Origin of the sequence: Rhizobium sp. 62_C5_N11_2 (assembly GCF_051811185.1) — a bacterium.
Taxonomy (GTDB): Bacteria; Pseudomonadota; Alphaproteobacteria; order Rhizobiales; family Rhizobiaceae; genus Rhizobium; species Rhizobium leguminosarum.
The window spans coordinates 4,639,387-4,655,444 of the sequence record NZ_JBPWPW010000001.1 but is presented as its reverse complement, the minus strand read 5'-3'; the positions used below and the strand labels follow the sequence as shown (position 1 = coordinate 4,655,444).

The following is a 16,058-nucleotide window of genomic DNA, read 5'->3' as shown; positions in this document are numbered from 1 at the left end:
GGTTTTCGGACGACATCATGCTCTAACTATATAATTTAGAACAGGATTCAGATTTTAGGCCGACCCGGCCTAAAATCATCCTGTTCTAGCCGCAATCATGTCTTTCAGTATCGCGGCGAGACGGGCGCCGCCGATGGGCGCCATGTCCTTGGTTTCTTCATGGCTAAGCTCATTGCCGGTCATGCCTGCCCCATAGTTGGTGATAACGGAGGCGGCGGCAACCCTCAGACCCAGCATTCTTGCGATGATCACCTCGGGCACCGTCGACATGCCGACGGCATCGGCGCCAAGGATGCGCGCCATGCGGATTTCTGCCGGCGTTTCAAAGCTTGGACCGGAGAACCACATATAGACACCCTGCGCCAGCTCGATTTTAAGCTTTGCCGCTGCCTTTTGCATCGCCGCGGCAAGTCCGGCGTCATAGGCATTGGTCATGCCGACGAAACGATGATCGCTTTCCTCACCGATCAGCGGGTTCATGCCGGAATAGTTGATATGGTCGGTGATCTGCATCACCGAACCGGGCGGCATGTCGTCGCGCAGCGATCCGGCGGAATTGGTCAGGATCAGCGCTTCGACGCCGAGCGCCTTCAGCACCTCGATCGGCAGGCGCATGGCGTTGGCATCGCCCTTCTCGTAATAATGCACGCGGCCGGAAAGCATGACGACAGGCACGCCGCCGAGGCGGCCGGCGACGACTTCGCCTGCATGGCCGGAGACAGCGCTGACGGGAAAGCCCGGCAGATCGCGATAGGGAACACGAACGGCGCCCTCCAGCTCACCGACGAGGGAGCCGAGACCGGAGCCGAGCACGATGCCGTGGCGCGGCTTGATGCCGCCGAGCAGTGCGGCGAGCAGGCTGACCGTCGCCTTCATCCGAGTTCAGTCTCGAAGCTGAAGGGAAGAAGCTCTTCCATAGTCATGGTCTTCTTCACGCCTGCTTCATCGCAGAGGTAGATCTTCGTCTCCTTGGAGGCGAATTCGGAGATCTTCTGGCGGCAGCCGCCGCAGGGCGGGCAGAGCGGCAGCTTCTCGGCAATGACAGCCATTTCGATGATCTTCTTCGCGCCGCCCATGATCATGGCGCTGATCGCCGTCGGCTCGGCGCACCATCCTTGCGGAAAGGAGAGGTTTTCGATGTTGGCGCCGGTATAGACCTTGCCGTCCTCGGCGCGGATCGCCGCGCCGACCGGAAATTTCGAATAGGGCGCATGGGCAAAGGCCATGGCGCCGCGGGCGGCTTCGAACAGATCGTGAGACATATCAACGCTCCTTCGTATAGGGCACGCCACCGGCCTTTGGCGGAGTCGCGACGCCGATGAAGCCAGCAAGCAGGACGCAGGTCAGGACATAGGGCAGCGCCTGGAAAACCTGAACCGGCACTTCGCCGATCAGCGGCACCTGCTTTCCCTGCATGAAATTTGCCAGCGCATCGAGGAAGCCGAAGAGCAGGCAGGCAAACATGACGGGTACAGGCTTCCACTTGGCGAAGACGAGAGCTGCGAGCGCGATGTAGCCCTTGCCGGCCGACATGTCCTTGATGAAGGCGGCGGACTGGGCGATTGCCAGATAGGTGCCGGCAAAGCCGCAGAGAATGCCGGCACACATGACGGCGCGGTAACGCAGCCAGGCGACCGAGATGCCGGCCGTATCGACCGCGCCCGGGTTTTCGCCGACGGCGCGCAGCCGCAGGCCGAAACGTGTGCGGTAAAGCACCCACCAGGAAAACGGCACGGCGAGGAACGCGAGATAGGTGAGGACATTGTTACCCGATATGACATTGGCATAGATCGGGCCGATGATCGGTATGCCACGGGCGGCATCGGCGCCCGGCAGGATGATCGGTGCGAAGCGCGACTCCGGCGACAGCTGCGGCGTGCGCCCGCCCTGGCCAAACCAGGCCTGCCCAAGCACGATGGTGATGCCGGCGATGAAGAAGTTGATCGCGACACCGGAGACGATCTGGTTGCCACGGTTGGTGATCGAGGCAAAGCCATGCACCAGGCTCAGCGCCACCGAACAGAGGATGCCGGCACAGAGCCCGAGCCAGGCCGAATCGGTGAGATAGGCAACGCAGGCGGCGGCAAAGGCCGAGCCCAGCATCTTGCCCTCAAGGCCGATATCGAAGATGCCGGCGCGCTCCGAAAACAGACCGGCAAGGGCAGTGAAGATCAGCGGGATCGACAGGCGGATGGTCGAGCTCAGAACGCTGATGAAGATGTCATAATAATCCATCGCCCGCTCCTTAACCGCGCTTGAACTGTTGGTAGAGGCGCACCATTGCCGGCCGGAACATGTATTCCAGCGCGCCTGCAAAGAGGATCACCAGACCCTGGATGACGAGGATCATCTCGCGGGTGATGTTCGGCATTTCGAAGGAAATCCAGTCACCGCCCTGGTAGAGAATACCGAAGAGGATCGCCGCCACGATGATGCCGAGCGGATGGTTGCGTCCCATCAGCGAGACGGCGATGCCGACGAAGCCGGCACCACCGACGAATTCCACCTGCAGGCGGGCCGACGAGCCCATGACGGGGTTCAGCGCCATCATGCCGGCAAGCGCTCCGGAGAGCAGCATGGCGATGATCACGGTGCGGGCATAGGGGATGCCGGCATAGGCCGCCGCCGTCGGGCTGACGCCCAGCGTGCGCATCTCGAAACCGAGCTTGGTGCGCCAGACGAGCAACCAGACGAGGTAGCTGACAACGAGCGCAATGATGAAGGAGACGTTGAACGGGGCAGCCCCCAGCTTGGCGCCGAACAGCTGCATAACCCAGCCGAGCTTCGGCAATTGGCCGCCTTCGAGGAAGGTGCGGGTTTCCGGCGCCATCTTGCCGGGCACGATCAGCACATGCACCAGGAGATACACCATCAGTGTCGCGCCGATATAATTGAACATGATCGTCGTAATGACGATGTGGCTGCCGCGTTTTGCCTGCAGGAAGGCCGGGATGAAGGCCCAGGCCGCACCAAACAGGCCGGCGCCAACGACGGCGATCGGCATCGTCACATACCATGGCACGTAACGATCGAGCGCCAGCGCCACCAGCGCGCAGCCGAGGCCGCCGACATAGGCCTGGCCTTCGGAGCCGATGTTGAAGAGGCCGGAATGGATCGCCACCGCGACGGAGAGGCCGGTGAAGATGAAGCTCGTCGCGTAATACAGCGTGAAGCCGATGCCTTCGCCATTGCCGAGCGCGCCCTGGATCAGCAGCGACAGCGCATCGAGCGGGCTTTCCCCGATTATCCAGACGACGAAGCCGGAGATCAGGAAGGCGACGACGAGGTTCAAAATCGGGATGAGGCCGTAATTGATCCAGTTTGGTAGTGGAACGGAAGCAGTGCTCATAAAGGCCTCACGCGGCAATGCCGGCCATCATCAGGCCGAGGGTCTGTTCACCGGCATCGGGCGTCTTCTCGCCGACGATATGGCCGGCAAACATGACAAGGATACGGTCTGAAAGGGAGCGGATTTCATCGAGTTCGACGGAGACGAGCAGGATCGCCTTGCCCGCGTCACGCATTTCGATAATCCGGCGGTGGATGAATTCGATGGCGCCGATATCGACGCCGCGTGTCGGCTGGCCAATGATCAGTATCTTCGGATCGCGTTCGATCTCACGGGCAACGACGATCTTCTGCTGGTTGCCGCCGGAGAAATTCGCCGTCTTCAGCCGCGGGTTCGGCGGGCGGATATCGTATTTTTCGATCTTTTCCATTGCATCCTTGCGGATCGCATCGAGATCGAGCAGCGGGCCTTTGCTGTAAGCCGGGCGGCGATGGTAGCCGAGCACGGAATTTTCATATTCCTCGAATTTCAGCACCAGGCCCATATGGTGGCGATCCTCGGGAATATGAGCGAGGCCGAGATCACGCAGGCGGGCGGGATCGGCCTTGTCGATCGTCTGACCGTCGAGAAGAATTTCACCGGAGGTCGGCTTGCGGATGCCGGCAATCGCCTCCAGCAATTCGGACTGGCCATTACCGGCGACACCGGCGATGCCGACGATCTCACCGGCGCGCACGTCGAAGGAGACGTTGTCGACCATGGTGACGCCGCGATTATCCTTGACCGTGAGGTTGCGGACGGACAGCACGGCGGCTTGCGGGTTCGCCTCGCCCTTCTGCACGCGCAGCAGCACGCGGCGGCCGACCATCAGCTCGGCCAGTTCCTCCACCGTCGTCTCCGACGTCTTGCGGGTCGCGACCATTTCGCCGCGGCGCATGACCGAGACCGTATCGGTGATTGCCATGATCTCGCGCAGCTTGTGGGTGATGAGGATGATGGTCTTGCCCTGATCGCGCAGCACCTTGAGGATGCGGAAAAGGTGATCGGCCTCGGCCGGGGTCAACACGCCTGTGGGCTCGTCGAGGATCAGGATCTCGGCGCCGCGATACATGGCTTTCAGGATCTCGACACGCTGCTGCAGGCCGACCGGGAGTTCCTCGATCAGCGTGTCGGGATCGACCTCCAGGCCATATTCCGTTTCCAGCCGCTTGAGCTCGGCGCGGGCCGAGGCAACACCCTTGGCCAGCAACATGCCGCCTTCGGCGCCAAGCATGATGTTCTCGAGCACCGTGAAATTGTCGACCAGCATGAAATGCTGGTGCACCATGCCGATGCCGGTGGCGATCGCCGCCTGGCTGTCACGGATGGTGACGGGATTGCCGTTGACGCGGATCTCGCCGCTGTCGGCATGGTAGAAACCATAGATGATCGACATCAAGGTCGATTTGCCGGCGCCGTTTTCGCCGATGATGCCGTGGATCGTCCCCTTGGCAACGGTGAGGTTGATGTCCTTGTTGGCGTGGACGGCACCGAATTTCTTGTCGATGCCGACAAGCTCGATAGCGGGCTTATCTGTCACTGCAGACTCCAAATAAGAAAAGGGCGTATGGCGAAAGTCCCCTCCGCCATACGCCCGATCTCAATCGTCGATCACATTCGGGCGAGGATCACTTCGGGCAAGCGTTGTCCGAGGTGTAATCGTGAACCTTGATGGTTCCCGCAATGATGTCGGCCTTGGCCTTGTCGACGGCAGCCTGCATTTCCGGCGTGATCAGCGACTTGTTGTGCTCATCGATCGCCGCGCCAACACCGTCTTCCTTGACGCCGAGCGCCTGGACGCCACCGGTGAACTTGTCGTTCTTGGTGTCGTTATAAGCATTGTAGACGGCGAGGTCGACGCGCTTGACCATCGAGGTCAGGACCGAGCCCGGATGCAGGTAGTTCTGGTTGGAGTCGACGCCGATCGACAGCTTCTTGTTGTCGGCGGCCGTCTGCAGAACGCCGAGACCGGTGGCACCAGCTGCCGCGTAAACGACGTCAGCGCCCTGGTCGATCTGGTTCTTGGTGAGCTCACCGCCGCGGACCGGGTCGTTCCAGGCAGCGCCCGTGGTGCCGGTCATGTTCTGGAAGACTTCGATATCGGCCTTGACGGAGCGTGCGCCCTGCTCGTAGCCGCATTCGAACTTGCGGATCAGCGGAATGTCCATGCCGCCGACGAAGCCGACCTTGCCTGACTTCGACGCCATGCCGGCGAGAACGCCGACGAGGTAGGAGCCTTCTTCTTCCTTGTAGACAACCGAGCGGACGTTCGGCTTGTCGACGACGGAGTCAACGATGATGAACTTGGTATCCGGGAATTCGGCTGCAACCTTCTCGATGGCCGAAGTCCAGGCGAAGGAAACAGCAACCACCGGATTGAAACCGCGGCTTGCGAAATTGCGGATGGCCTGTTCACCCTGGGTATCGCCCGTCGGCTCGAAGTCGCGATAGGCAATGCCCGTCTCGGCCTTGAACTTCTCGGCACCGTTATAGGCCGCCTCGTTAAAGGACTTATCGAACTTCCCGCCGGTGCCGTAAACCAGCGCCGGCTTGACATCGGCGGCAAGCGCCGTCGTCGACATGGCAGCCACGGCAAAGAGAGTGAGAAGGGATTTTTTCATTGTGCAGCCCTGTTGTTGCTATTCGTTAGGGGTCCTCCCGCAAGCCCTTTCCGGGCATGTCTGCGGAACCACCGACCTCCCCCCGGAGGCCTGGCTGCGCGCATCCTTGCATGGCTCACGGAAAAATTCACCAGAAATTTTTCAGCTGGTAAAGATTTGCAGCGATTGCCGAAAATCAGCTCTTCGGGGCTGATTTTTGGACATTCCTTGCATCAGAATGCGGATTTTCTAGCCAATCCAACGGCAGATACCGAGGTCGAAGAGCTGGCGATGCCCAACGGGATTTCCCGCCGGATCGTGCCGGTAAAACCACCTTGCTATGCGGTGAAGCGACCGGCCACCGGCGGCTTCTTGTAGCCGATCATCCACAGAAGCAGCGCGATCACCAGGAAAACGGCAAAGGCCGGCTGGAGCATCAGCCACTGGAAGATCAAGGTGTAGAAACGCGGGTGGATATAATAGGAAAGGGAGGATTGCAGCGACGTAAGGGTTGTCGGACTCACATCCTGCCAGGCATCGGAGATCGGCGTCATCACCACGGAGGACGCCGCAACCGACTGGATCGAATCGATGGTCCCGGCAATAACCGCCGCCGCAAGCGCGACAAGACTCGCCAGACGCAACAGGAAACGCATCAATTCCTCCGACGCTCGATATGCCGGACAATTCCGGCCGGCCGCGCCATTCTCCACCTTAGAGAATTACATAGTCGTCGATGAGGTGAAGCACAATGGAGTGGCCGAGGCGAGTTTTATCGGAAGAAGTCAAAAAACTGTTAGATTTCGGTTGATCGACAAAAATTCATCGGTATATATCGCGCCGTTCCGACGATTTGCTCCTATCCGGGCGCGAACGCCAAAAAAGGACAGGTGGCCGAGTGGTTTAAGGCGCACGCCTGGAACGCGTGTGTACGTGAAAGCGTACCGTGGGTTCGAATCCCACCCTGTCCGCCATATCCCTCATTTTCAATATTGATTCAAACCGTATCGAGAGCGGGACGCGGAAGCGTTGTGGCGGCACGCTTCGCTGGAACAAGCCGGTCGTCCGCATATTCTCAAGGGCGCTGAAGCAGGGCGCGTCCAATCGGCTTCGGATTCTCGCTGCGCAACACGAGAGATGTCGTCACGGCCCCAAAACGCGCGATCGTGTCAACGATCGTTTCCAGCTCTCCCGGCGACGGAACCAGCACCTTCAAAAGGAAACAGTCCTCTCCGGTGAGGCGCGATACTTCCATGACCTGCGGCATCTCCGCGAACTGTTTCAGGCAGGCTTTGATATGCTCATGCGTCGTGCGCAGGCGAAGCACAGCCGTCATTCCAATTCCCAAAGCGGTGGGGTCGATACGGGCGGAGTAACCGACAATGATGCCGCGGTCTTCCAGCCGCTTGACCCGTTCTGATGCTGCCGGCTGAGAGAGCCCGACCCTTCGACCGAGTTCGGAAATCGCAATGCGGCCATTTTCCTGCATCGCTTCGATAATGGCGATATCGGTTGGATCGAGCAGTACCCGATTGTTTTCCTGAAAAGCCATGGGATCACCTTGAAATCATCGGAGAGAGACGCGGTTTTCCGATGATCATTCATTCCGAAGCAAATGAAAATGCATCATTTTCACCTGCACGGACGATCAGAGGAAAAGACATGAAGGACATCATCATATTGCCGGGGATTGGCGGTTCGGGCGAGGCTCATTGGCAAACACGCTGGGAAAAGTCGAACCCGGAAATGCGACGTTTTCAACCAGCCGATTGGGAAAAACCCGATCTGGCGGACTGGATTTCAGCCCTGGAGCGCGCCGTCGGCGCATCGGAAACCCCTCCCCTGCTGGTCGCCCACAGCCTTGCCTGTCTGCTGGTCGCTCATTGGCAGCAGGCTTCTTCGCTTGCCGTTGCCGGAGCATTTCTTGTGGCGGTCCCGGATCCGCAGTCCGCGTCATTCCCTGAGGAGGCTGCCGGATTCGCCGATCCGCCGCCGCAAAAGATGCGCTTCCCCACTCTGATCATCGCAAGCGCCGATGATCCTTTCGGCACGCTCGATCATGCCCATGCGCGAGCGGATCTGTGGGGCAGCGGTCTTGTCGCGATCGGTCCTTTCGGCCATATCAACGGGCAAAGCGGCCTTGAGGAGTGGGGCCAGGGAAAGGCCTTGCTGACGGCGTTTTCCGCCGGATTGGCAAAATCTGATCGGCCTTGATCTTGTTTTCGAGTTCACGATCAAATGGCCCAAACAGGCCTTGCCTGTGCTGGACGTGTCGGGACGGAGCAACGAAATGCCCCGCTCGCAAGCGTGCGTTCGGGGCTCGTCGAACCCGTCGCTCCGGCGGCGCGGCGAGGTTCAAAGCGTCGAAAGATTCCTGATTTTTTACCATGCGAGTTCACCGCGTCTTTGCACGTTTGGGTTTACCTTCTGCCAAATTTAAAAAAACAGAGGTAAAACAGGTGGAAGAACTTTCGGTAAAGTCGAAGATCATCAAATCCGTCTATTTCAGCCAGGACGACGGGCGGCTCAGGATTTGTTTCAAGAATGGCGAGGAGCGTCTGTTCGAAGGTGTTCCCTCCTCGGAAGCGCATGCGATGACGGTGGCGCCGTCTCCCGGCCATTATTATCTCGACCGGATCAGAACCCGGTTTCGCAGACTGGCAGCCTGAAAATTCGAGCGGTAGCGCCCGGTACGCATTGCGGGGCTGCGCGAGATCGGGACGAGGCCGGTGGATATTAACCGGTTGTTAGCCCTCGATATCATCTGAGTTGGATCGCCCTTGCCGGAAAGCGCCAACGTGTCGGCGCTGCCGGCCTGTTCAAGGTCGGCCAGCCGGGAGGCTCGGCGGCGGACCCCAGCCAGGAAGTCGAGCCTCCCCGTCACGGGTGCTCGTTGTGTGCGTGATGACGAAGCGCATGAGCGGCTCGCGGACGCCGCCATGCTCTGCTTGTCTGATTGAGATGACCCCGGGCCGGTTGCGACCCTAATCGTCCCCCGAACTAACGAATTGGGGCTAATCCTGTGAAAAACCCGAATTGTCGCATCCGGACTCGACAATGCTTTATTAGCATGATTGCATAAATCGGGATAAAGACGGGGGTAATGATGTTCGAGAATCTGCTTGAGATGCAGGAGCGTGGCGCACGGGACCGTGCGCGTGGCCGCAGTCTGGCCGACAATCCGATGTCGAAGCCGGATATCCTGCCGATCACCGATTTTCAGGAATGGTACTCGATGTTCGACGCCTGGCGCTTCGGTTGGTCGATCGAGGATGCGATGGCGGGGCACATCAATATGCCCCGGGATGGCGGCACATTGGCCCAGACCTACACCAGAACGGTCTGATCGATCCTGTCCTCGGCGCCGAAGAATTTCAGGTAGCGCTCGACCTCGGCCGGTTCGCCGGTCGCCTTCTGCGGATTGTCGGAGAGCTTCACCGCCGGCCGGCCGTTGGCGTCGCTGACCTTGCAAACGACGGAGATCGGGTTGAGGCCGGAGATCTCGATCGGCGCGCAGCCGGAAAAATCGTTCGTCAGGTTGGTGCCCCAGCCGAAGCTCATGCGCACGCGGCCTTCAAAATGCCGATAGGTATCGATGATGGCGTCGACATCGAGACCATCGGAGAAGATCAGCAGCTTCTGGCGCGGATCCCGGCCCATCTTCTTCCACCAGTCGATAATCTTTTCGCCGCCTTCGATCGGCGGGGCACTGTCCGGGCGGAAACCGGTCCAGTCGGCAACCCATTCCGGCGCATCGCGCAGGAAGGCGGCGGTGCCGAAGGCATCGGGCAGCACGATCAGAAGGTTGCCGCCATAGAGCTTGTTCCAGTCGCGCAGGATCTTGTAGGGCGCGTTGCGCAACTGCTCGTCGGTTTCGGCAAGGGCGGCGGCCACCATCGGCAGCTCGTGAGCATTGGTGCCGACGGCCTCGAGATCGGAATCCATCGCCAGCAATACGTTGCTGGTACCGGCAAAGGCCGGGCCGATTCCTTCCTTCAGCGCTTCGACGCACCAGCGCTGCCAGAGGAAACTGTGGCGGCGGCGGGTGCCGAAATCGGAGATGCGCAAGCCCGGCAATTCCTTCAGCCGCTCGACCTTCGACCACATCTTCGCCTTGGCGCGGGCATAGAGCACATCGAGGGTGAAGGGACCGAGCGCCTTCATCGCCGAGCGCGACCGCAGCTCGTTGACGATGGCGAGCGCGGGGATTTCCCACATGGTGGTTTCCTTCCACGATCCGTGGAAATCCAGCACATATTGGCCGTCCTTTTTCGACAGCTCGTATTCGGGCAACTGGAAATTGGAAAGCCAGGCGAGGAATTCCGGTTCGAAAATCTGGGCGCGACCATAGAAGCTGTTACCCGCAAGCCAGATCATCTCCTTCTTGGAGAGCCTCAGCGTGCGGGCATGATCGAGCTGCTCGCGCAATTCGCCTTCGTCGAGCTCCTCGGCGAGACGCACCCGTTTGGTGCGGTTAATGAGGGTGAAGGACGCGTTCACGTCAGGATAGAGCTTCCAGATCATCTGCAGCATCAGGAGCTTATAGAAGTCGGTATCGATCAGGCTGCGGATGATCGGATCGAGTTTCCAGGCGTGATTGTAGACGCGTCTTGCGATATCAGTCCTGGCCATGAAATTCCTGCCCCTGTCCACTCCGGTCAGGTGCTGCCAAATTCCCGGGTATTGCCAAATTCCGGGCCAGCGCACGAAACCGGCTCGTGTGCCTTCTTATCGAAAAATCGGCGGCTAAAGTCCAGACAAAACAATAAACGTCCCGCCGCAGTGTCACGGCGGGACGTGAACATGGTTTTGCTCACGATTATCGGGCCGGCGTTGCGGGCGCCACATTCGGAGCGGCCGGCGTGGTGTTCGGCGTTTCGGTTGGAACGGCAGTGCCGTTCTGTAGCGCCGGCGCGGCGGGCGGAGCAGGCTGCTGCGACTGAAGCTGCTGGCCTGGCTGCTGCGGCGCCACCTCGTTCGCTTCGCGCTTGCCCCAAATCTCGACCGGTATCCAAACAACGAAGGCAAGCACCAGCGCGACGATCAATACGGTCAGAATGCGATAACCCGTGCGTCCCTGCCTTGCCTTCACCGGCGGGATCAGCTCTTCCTTGTGAAGCTTGCCATCGGACTTTTCCCAGCGTGTTTCCGTCTGATGCGCCATCATCGTCTCCTTCCGCTGTCTTAACCGGCCTTGCCGGCCGCAAGAATTTCCGCAAAGGAAACGGGTGGCTGTCTGGAAGGTTCCGAAAGCTCAATAGCCGGCGGCGCGGTCGACCACGAATTGCAGCGGCTCGCCGCGCTCGAAACGGGCAATCTGCGTCTCGACATGACGGAAAAGCGCATTTTCTTCGGACACCGCCGCGTCGTGCGGCGTGAGGAAGACGTTCTGCAAGTCCCACAATGGGCTGTCTGATGCAAGCGGCTCCGCCTCGAAGACATCGAGGGATGCGCCGCCGAGGGTGCCGTTGCGGATGGCGGAAACGATATCAGCCTCGACCTGGCTCTTGCCGCGGCCGGCATTGATGAAGACCGCTTGCCCAAGCGCGCCGTTGCGGCGCAGCTTCGCAAACAGCCTGGCGTCATAGAAGCCCGACGTTTCAGGCGTCAGCGGCAGCAGGCCGACGAGGATGTCGGTCCTTGCGAGGAAGTTGTCCAACTCGCTGGCATCGAAAGTTTCGACGCCGTCGATCTGTTTGCGGCTGCGCGACCAGCCGATAACGTTAAAACCCATCACCCTCAGCTTGGCGACCGCGTCCTGCCCGAGAATGCCGAGGCCCATGACGCCGACCGTCACCTCAGCCGCCTCCGGCGCGATCAGCTTGGCCCATTCACGTTGCCGCTGGTGGTTGTCATGGGCGTATTGCCCGCGCAGATGCATCAGGCATTGCATGACAACCCATTCACTCATGCGGGTCGTCAGGCTGCGATCGACGAAGCGAACGATCGGGATCTCGGGCAGGCCGGCCATGCCGATGATGTGGTCGACGCCGGCGCCTCCCGAAAAGATTACCTTGAGGTTCGGCGCCCGCGCGAAAAGGTCGGCATCCGGTTTCCAGAGAAGCGCGTATTCGACCGCGCGGAGATCGCGGGCCTGATGGCCCGGATCGGCGAGATTGATGCTGCCCCGGTCGGCAAACGCCGTCTTCAGCACGCGGGCGACGCCTTTGGGATTGAACTTGATATCGACGAGAACGGGAGGACGGGCGGACATGATCTTCTTTACTGCTGCACGGCGAGCGTCGGCACCGCCTCGATGTTGAAAGCGGCCGCCATCAGCGCCCTGGTGTAATCATTCTTCGGCGCGCGGAAGATTTCCGAGGATGGTCCCTGCTCCACCACCTTGCCGAACCGCATGACGATGACGTCGTTGGCGAGCGCCTTCACCACCTTCAGATCGTGGCTGATGAAGAGATAGGCGAGGTCGTGCTTCTTCTGCAGATCGCGAAGGAGATCGACCACCTGAGCCTGGACGCTCATGTCGAGCGCGGAGGTCGGCTCGTCGAGCATGACGAAGCGCGGTTTCAGCACCATGGCCCGGGCGATGGCGATGCGCTGGCGCTGGCCGCCGGAGAATTCGTGCGGATAACGCCAGCGGGTCAGGGGATCCAGACCCACCTCCTCCAGCGCCCAGCAGACGCGCTGGTCGCGTTCTTCTGATGTCAGGGAGCGCTCATGCACCTTCAGCCCTTCGGCGACGATATCGCCGACCGACATGCGCGGGCTGAGCGATCCGTAGGGATCCTGGAAGACGACCTGCAGCTGGTTGCGCAGCGGCCGCATCTCACTGAACGAATAGCCGGCTATATCCTTGCCGACGAAGGCGATCCGTCCTTCTGAGGAAATCAGCCGGGTGAGCGCCAGGCCGAGCGTGGTCTTGCCGGAGCCGGACTCGCCGACGACGCCGAGCGTCTGGCCGGCGCGCAGCGAAAGGTCGATACCGTCGACCGCCTTGACGTGATCGACGACGCGGCGCATCAGCCCTGATTTGATCGGGAACCAGACACGGATATCCGACCCTTCCATCACCATCGGTTTCGAGGGATCGGCCAGCGGTGGTTCGCCCCGCGGCTCGGAGGCGAGAAGGTGCCGGGTATATTCATGCTTCGGATTGGCGAAGACGTCCTCGACCGTGCCGGTTTCGACGATCTTGCCCTTGGTCATGACGCAGACGCGATCGGCGAATTTGCGCACGATGCCGAGATCATGGGTGATGAACAGCATCGACATGCCGTGGACGGCCTTCAACTGCCGGAGCAATTCGAGGATCTGCGCCTGCACGGTGACGTCGAGGGCGGTGGTCGGCTCGTCGGCGATCAGCAATTCCGGCCGGTTGGCGAGCGCCATGGCGATCATGACGCGCTGGCGCTGGCCGCCTGACAGTTCGTGCGGATAGGCCTTCAATCGCTTCTCCGGCTCGCGGATACCGACCTGGTTCAGCAATTCCAGAACGCGCTGGCGCGCCGGCTGGCCGGTGAGGCCCTGGTGCAAGGCCAGGATCTCGGCGATCTGCTTCTCGATCGTATGAAGCGGATTGAGCGAGGTCATCGGCTCCTGGAAGATCATGGTGATGTCGTTGCCGCGCACTTCCCGCAGTGCCCGCTCCGACGCCTTCAGGAGGTCCTTGCCCTTGAAGAGGATTTCGCCCGAGGGATGGCTTGCGGACGGATAAGGCAAAAGCCGCAGAATCGAGTTGGCCGAGACCGACTTGCCGGAGCCGGACTCGCCGACGAGCGCCACGACTTCGCCTTTAGCGATATCGAAGGAGATATGATCGACGGCGAGGGAGGTCTCGCCGCCCTGATTAAAGGCAACCGAGAGATCGCGGACGGAAAGCAGCGGTTCTGGCATATCACTCATTGAAACGTCTTCCTCGGATCGAAGGCATCGCGCACGGCTTCGCCGATGAAGATCAGCAGGGAAAGCATGATCGACATGGCAAAGAAGGCCGTCAGCCCGAGCCATGGCGCCTGCAAATTGGTCTTGCCCTGCGCGATCATCTCGCCGAGCGAGGGGGAGCCCGGCGGCATGCCGAAGCCGAGGAAATCGAGCGACGTCAGCGTGGTGATCGAGCCAGAGAGGATGAAGGGTAAGAAGGTCAGCGTCGCGACCATGGCGTTCGGCAGCAGATGGCGCCACATGATGGTGCGATTGTTGACGCCAAGCGCGCGGGCGGCGCGGACATATTCGAAATTGCGGGCGCGCAGGAATTCGGCGCGCACGATGCCGACGAAGCCGACCCAGGAGAAGAGCAGCATGATGCCGAGCAGCACGAAGAAACCGGGCGGCAGGAGTGCGGCGATGATCAGCAGGATGTAGAGCACCGGCATCGACGACCAGATCTCGATAAAGCGCTGTAACAGCAGATCGGTCCAGCCGCCAAAATAACCCTGCACAGCACCTGCCGTCACGCCGATGATCGCCGAGCAAATGGTCAGCACCAGGCCGAAGAGCACCGATATGCGGAAGCCGTAGATGACGCGCGCCAGCACGTCGCGCGCCTGGTCGTCAGTGCCGAGCCAGTTGAGATTTCCGAGGGTGCAATCCGGATCGTTCACCCCTTGCGGGTAGCCGGCACAGCGCTCCTCCTTCGTCATCAGCCAGAAGGGGGCCGTGGGCGCCGAATGCGGAATGTTGGAATTGACCGAGCGGTAGGAATAGCGGATCGGCGGCCAGATCATCCAGCCATTGGCATTGATCTCGTCGGCAATGACCGAGGAACGATAGTCGGTTTCGGCCAGGAAGCCGCCGAATTTCTCCTCGGGATAGTCGATGAGGACCGGAAACAGGACCTCGCCCTTGTAGGAGGCGATGATCGGCCGGTCGTTGGCGATGAACTCGGCAAACAGGCTGAGGACGAACAGCAGCATGAACAACCACAGCGACCAGTAACCGCGGCCGTTCGCCCGGAAATTATGCCAGCGGCGGATATTGGTCGGCGAGAGCAGGCCCTTGCGCGGCGGCTTGACGGGTGTTGCGACGGCAGGATTTGCGGCGGCGTCCATCAGACATCCCTCCGCTCGAAATCGATGCGCGGATCGATCCAGGTGTAGATCAGGTCGGAAACCAGGCTGACGACGAGGCCGAGCAGCGAGAAGATGTAGAGCGTGGCGAAGACGATCGGGTAATCCCGGTTGATGACCGAGAGATAGCCGAGACGACCGAGGCCATCCAGCGAGAAGATGTTTTCGATCAGCAGCGAGCCGGTGAAGAAAGCGGAAATAAAGGCGCCGGGAAAACCGGCAATGATGATCAGCATGGCGTTGCGAAAGACATGGCCATAGAGCACCTGCCGCTGGTTGAGGCCCTTGGCCCGGGCAGTGACGACATATTGCTTCTTGATCTCCTCGATGAAGGAATTCTTGGTCAAAAGCGTCGTCGTCGCAAAGGCCGACAGGGAAAGCGAGATCAGCGGCAAGGTGAGGTGCCAGAAATAGTCGAGCGGCTTCTGCCACCAGGCCAGTTGGTCGAAATTGTCGGAGACCAGGCCGCGTAGCGGAAACCAGTCGTAGAAGGAGCCGCCAGCAAACAGCACGATCAGGAGAATGCCGAAGAGGAAGCTCGGGACAGCATAGCCGACGACGATGACGCCCGACGTCCAGACGTCGAAGGTCGACCCATCCTTGATCGCCTTGCGGATGCCGAGCGGGATGGAGATGGCATAGGAGAAGATCAGGATCCAGATGCCGAGCGAGATCGACACCGGCAGCTTTTCTTTGACGAGTTCGAGCACGGAGGTGTTGCGGAAGAAGCTCTCGCCGAAATCGAAGCGAATGTAATTCCACATCATCTCGCCAAAACGGGTCAGCGGCGGCTTGTCGAAACCAAACTGCTTTTCGAGCTTGGCGATGAGTTCCGGATCGAGCCCCTGGGCACCGCGATATTTCGAGCCTTCATCGCTGCCGGTGCCGCCGAGAAGATCGCCGCCGCCGGACAGGCGCTGGTCGGCACTGTCGGCCTGACCGGTCAATTGGGCGATCACCTGCTCGACGGGACCGCCGGGGGCGAACTGAATGACGATGAAGGAAATCGCCATAATGCCGACGATGGTCGGGATCATTAGAAGCAGGCGGCGAAGGATATAGGCGCCCATCAGCCTTCAGCCTCCGGGAATGTTTTTCTTGTCTGCC

General features: G+C 60.4%; 17 protein-coding genes and 1 tRNA gene. 4 read left to right on the top strand and 14 right to left on the bottom strand.

What is annotated here, in order from left to right; genetic code table 11:
* Positions 1–75: 75 nt before the first annotated feature.
* From AB8B31_RS22725 to AB8B31_RS22695, 7 genes are all read right to left on the bottom strand, one after another.
* A complete protein-coding gene (locus AB8B31_RS22725; protein WP_128408742.1) occupies positions 76–876 on the bottom strand; it encodes a purine-nucleoside phosphorylase in 801 nt (266 codons plus the stop codon).
* A complete protein-coding gene (locus tag AB8B31_RS22720) occupies positions 873–1,262 on the bottom strand; it encodes a cytidine deaminase (RefSeq protein ID WP_018244330.1) in 390 nt (129 codons plus the stop codon). Before AB8B31_RS22720 ends, AB8B31_RS22725 begins: the two co-directional genes overlap by 4 nt.
* 1 nt (position 1,263) lies before the next feature.
* A complete protein-coding gene (locus AB8B31_RS22715) occupies positions 1,264–2,235 on the bottom strand; it encodes an ABC transporter permease (RefSeq protein WP_018244329.1) in 972 nt (323 codons plus the stop codon).
* A gap of 10 nt (positions 2,236–2,245) precedes the next feature.
* A complete protein-coding gene (locus tag AB8B31_RS22710) occupies positions 2,246–3,349 on the bottom strand; it encodes an ABC transporter permease (protein WP_018244328.1) in 1,104 nt (367 codons plus the stop codon).
* Between the two features lie 7 nt (positions 3,350–3,356).
* Positions 3,357–4,868 carry an ABC transporter ATP-binding protein gene (locus AB8B31_RS22705; protein ID WP_020493415.1) on the bottom strand — a complete coding sequence of 504 codons (1,512 nt, stop codon included), beginning with the start codon at positions 4,866–4,868 and terminating at the stop codon, positions 3,357–3,359.
* A gap of 88 nt (positions 4,869–4,956) precedes the next feature.
* Complete coding sequence (locus AB8B31_RS22700) at positions 4,957–5,949, bottom strand: BMP family lipoprotein (RefSeq protein ID WP_018070332.1); 993 nt, start codon at positions 5,947–5,949, stop codon at positions 4,957–4,959.
* Positions 5,950–6,266: 317 nt separating this feature from the next.
* On the bottom strand, positions 6,267–6,584 hold the full coding sequence (locus AB8B31_RS22695) for a hypothetical protein (RefSeq protein WP_003544459.1): 318 nt from the start codon (positions 6,582–6,584) through the stop codon (positions 6,267–6,269).
* A gap of 228 nt (positions 6,585–6,812) precedes the next feature.
* On the opposite strand from AB8B31_RS22695, the gene AB8B31_RS22690 reads away from it, so the two are divergent.
* A tRNA-Ser gene (locus AB8B31_RS22690) sits at positions 6,813–6,902 on the top strand.
* A gap of 101 nt (positions 6,903–7,003) precedes the next feature.
* Here the strand turns inward: AB8B31_RS22690 and AB8B31_RS22685 are convergent.
* Positions 7,004–7,480, bottom strand: coding sequence for an Lrp/AsnC family transcriptional regulator (locus AB8B31_RS22685; RefSeq protein WP_439007510.1), 477 nt, complete (start codon positions 7,478–7,480; stop codon positions 7,004–7,006).
* 41 nt (positions 7,481–7,521) lie between these two features.
* On the opposite strand from AB8B31_RS22685, the gene AB8B31_RS22680 reads away from it, so the two are divergent.
* The 3 genes from AB8B31_RS22680 to AB8B31_RS22670 all read left to right on the top strand — a co-directional run bounded on the left by AB8B31_RS22680 (position 7,522) and on the right by AB8B31_RS22670 (position 9,274).
* The gene (locus AB8B31_RS22680; RefSeq protein WP_128408741.1) at positions 7,522–8,142 is read left to right on the top strand and encodes an RBBP9/YdeN family alpha/beta hydrolase; all 621 of its coding nucleotides are present in this window, start codon (positions 7,522–7,524) and stop codon (positions 8,140–8,142) included.
* A gap of 245 nt (positions 8,143–8,387) precedes the next feature.
* Positions 8,388–8,597, top strand: coding sequence for a KTSC domain-containing protein (locus tag AB8B31_RS22675; protein WP_003589248.1), 210 nt, complete (start codon positions 8,388–8,390; stop codon positions 8,595–8,597).
* A 437-nt stretch (positions 8,598–9,034) separates the two neighbouring features.
* On the top strand, positions 9,035–9,274 hold the full coding sequence (locus tag AB8B31_RS22670; RefSeq protein ID WP_018244322.1) for a CrpP-related protein: 240 nt from the start codon (positions 9,035–9,037) through the stop codon (positions 9,272–9,274).
* Here AB8B31_RS22670 and pncB read toward each other — a convergent pair.
* The 6 genes from pncB to AB8B31_RS22640 form a co-directional block, all read right to left on the bottom strand.
* Complete coding sequence (gene pncB / locus AB8B31_RS22665; protein WP_011650004.1) at positions 9,256–10,560, bottom strand: nicotinate phosphoribosyltransferase; 1,305 nt, start codon at positions 10,558–10,560, stop codon at positions 9,256–9,258. The two genes, AB8B31_RS22670 and pncB, sit on opposite strands and share 19 nt — an antisense overlap.
* A gap of 187 nt (positions 10,561–10,747) precedes the next feature.
* Positions 10,748–11,095: a hypothetical protein gene (locus AB8B31_RS22660; RefSeq protein ID WP_026230918.1), complete on the bottom strand. Its 348-nt coding sequence runs from the start codon at positions 11,093–11,095 to the stop codon at positions 10,748–10,750.
* Positions 11,096–11,182: 87 nt separating this feature from the next.
* A complete protein-coding gene (locus AB8B31_RS22655) occupies positions 11,183–12,142 on the bottom strand; it encodes a 2-hydroxyacid dehydrogenase (protein WP_128409304.1) in 960 nt (319 codons plus the stop codon).
* 8 nt (positions 12,143–12,150) lie between these two features.
* Positions 12,151–13,788 (bottom strand): ABC transporter ATP-binding protein, encoded by a 1,638-nt coding sequence (locus AB8B31_RS22650; protein WP_128409305.1) that lies wholly within the window; start codon positions 13,786–13,788, stop codon positions 12,151–12,153.
* A complete protein-coding gene (locus tag AB8B31_RS22645; RefSeq protein WP_018447985.1) occupies positions 13,785–14,933 on the bottom strand; it encodes an ABC transporter permease in 1,149 nt (382 codons plus the stop codon). The genes AB8B31_RS22650 and AB8B31_RS22645 overlap by 4 nt, the downstream gene beginning before the upstream one ends.
* Entirely contained in the window at positions 14,933–16,021 is a 1,089-nt protein-coding gene (locus AB8B31_RS22640; protein WP_018447986.1) for a microcin C ABC transporter permease YejB, read from the bottom strand. Before AB8B31_RS22640 ends, AB8B31_RS22645 begins: the two co-directional genes overlap by 1 nt.
* Positions 16,022–16,058 lie beyond the last annotated feature (37 nt).

Coding starts and splice junctions, on each gene's coding strand:
- AB8B31_RS22725 (WP_128408742.1), bottom strand. CDS start 876: ATGAAGGCGACGGTCAGCCTGCTCGCCGCACTGCTCGGCGGCATCAAG.
- AB8B31_RS22720 (WP_018244330.1), bottom strand. CDS start 1,262: ATGTCTCACGATCTGTTCGAAGCCGCCCGCGGCGCCATGGCCTTTGCC.
- AB8B31_RS22715 (WP_018244329.1), bottom strand. CDS start 2,235: ATGGATTATTATGACATCTTCATCAGCGTTCTGAGCTCGACCATCCGC.
- AB8B31_RS22710 (WP_018244328.1), bottom strand. CDS start 3,349: ATGAGCACTGCTTCCGTTCCACTACCAAACTGGATCAATTACGGCCTC.
- AB8B31_RS22700 (WP_018070332.1), bottom strand. CDS start 5,949: ATGAAAAAATCCCTTCTCACTCTCTTTGCCGTGGCTGCCATGTCGACG.
- AB8B31_RS22695 (WP_003544459.1), bottom strand. CDS start 6,584: ATGCGTTTCCTGTTGCGTCTGGCGAGTCTTGTCGCGCTTGCGGCGGCG.
- AB8B31_RS22685 (WP_439007510.1), bottom strand. CDS start 7,480: ATGGCTTTTCAGGAAAACAATCGGGTACTGCTCGATCCAACCGATATC.
- AB8B31_RS22680 (WP_128408741.1), top strand. CDS start 7,522: ATGATCATTCATTCCGAAGCAAATGAAAATGCATCATTTTCACCTGCA.
- AB8B31_RS22670 (WP_018244322.1), top strand. CDS start 9,035: ATGTTCGAGAATCTGCTTGAGATGCAGGAGCGTGGCGCACGGGACCGT.
- pncB (WP_011650004.1), bottom strand. CDS start 10,560: ATGGCCAGGACTGATATCGCAAGACGCGTCTACAATCACGCCTGGAAA.
- AB8B31_RS22660 (WP_026230918.1), bottom strand. CDS start 11,095: ATGATGGCGCATCAGACGGAAACACGCTGGGAAAAGTCCGATGGCAAG.
- AB8B31_RS22655 (WP_128409304.1), bottom strand. CDS start 12,142: ATGTCCGCCCGTCCTCCCGTTCTCGTCGATATCAAGTTCAATCCCAAA.
- AB8B31_RS22650 (WP_128409305.1), bottom strand. CDS start 13,788: ATGAGTGATATGCCAGAACCGCTGCTTTCCGTCCGCGATCTCTCGGTT.
- AB8B31_RS22645 (WP_018447985.1), bottom strand. CDS start 14,933: ATGGACGCCGCCGCAAATCCTGCCGTCGCAACACCCGTCAAGCCGCCG.
- AB8B31_RS22640 (WP_018447986.1), bottom strand. CDS start 16,021: ATGGGCGCCTATATCCTTCGCCGCCTGCTTCTAATGATCCCGACCATC.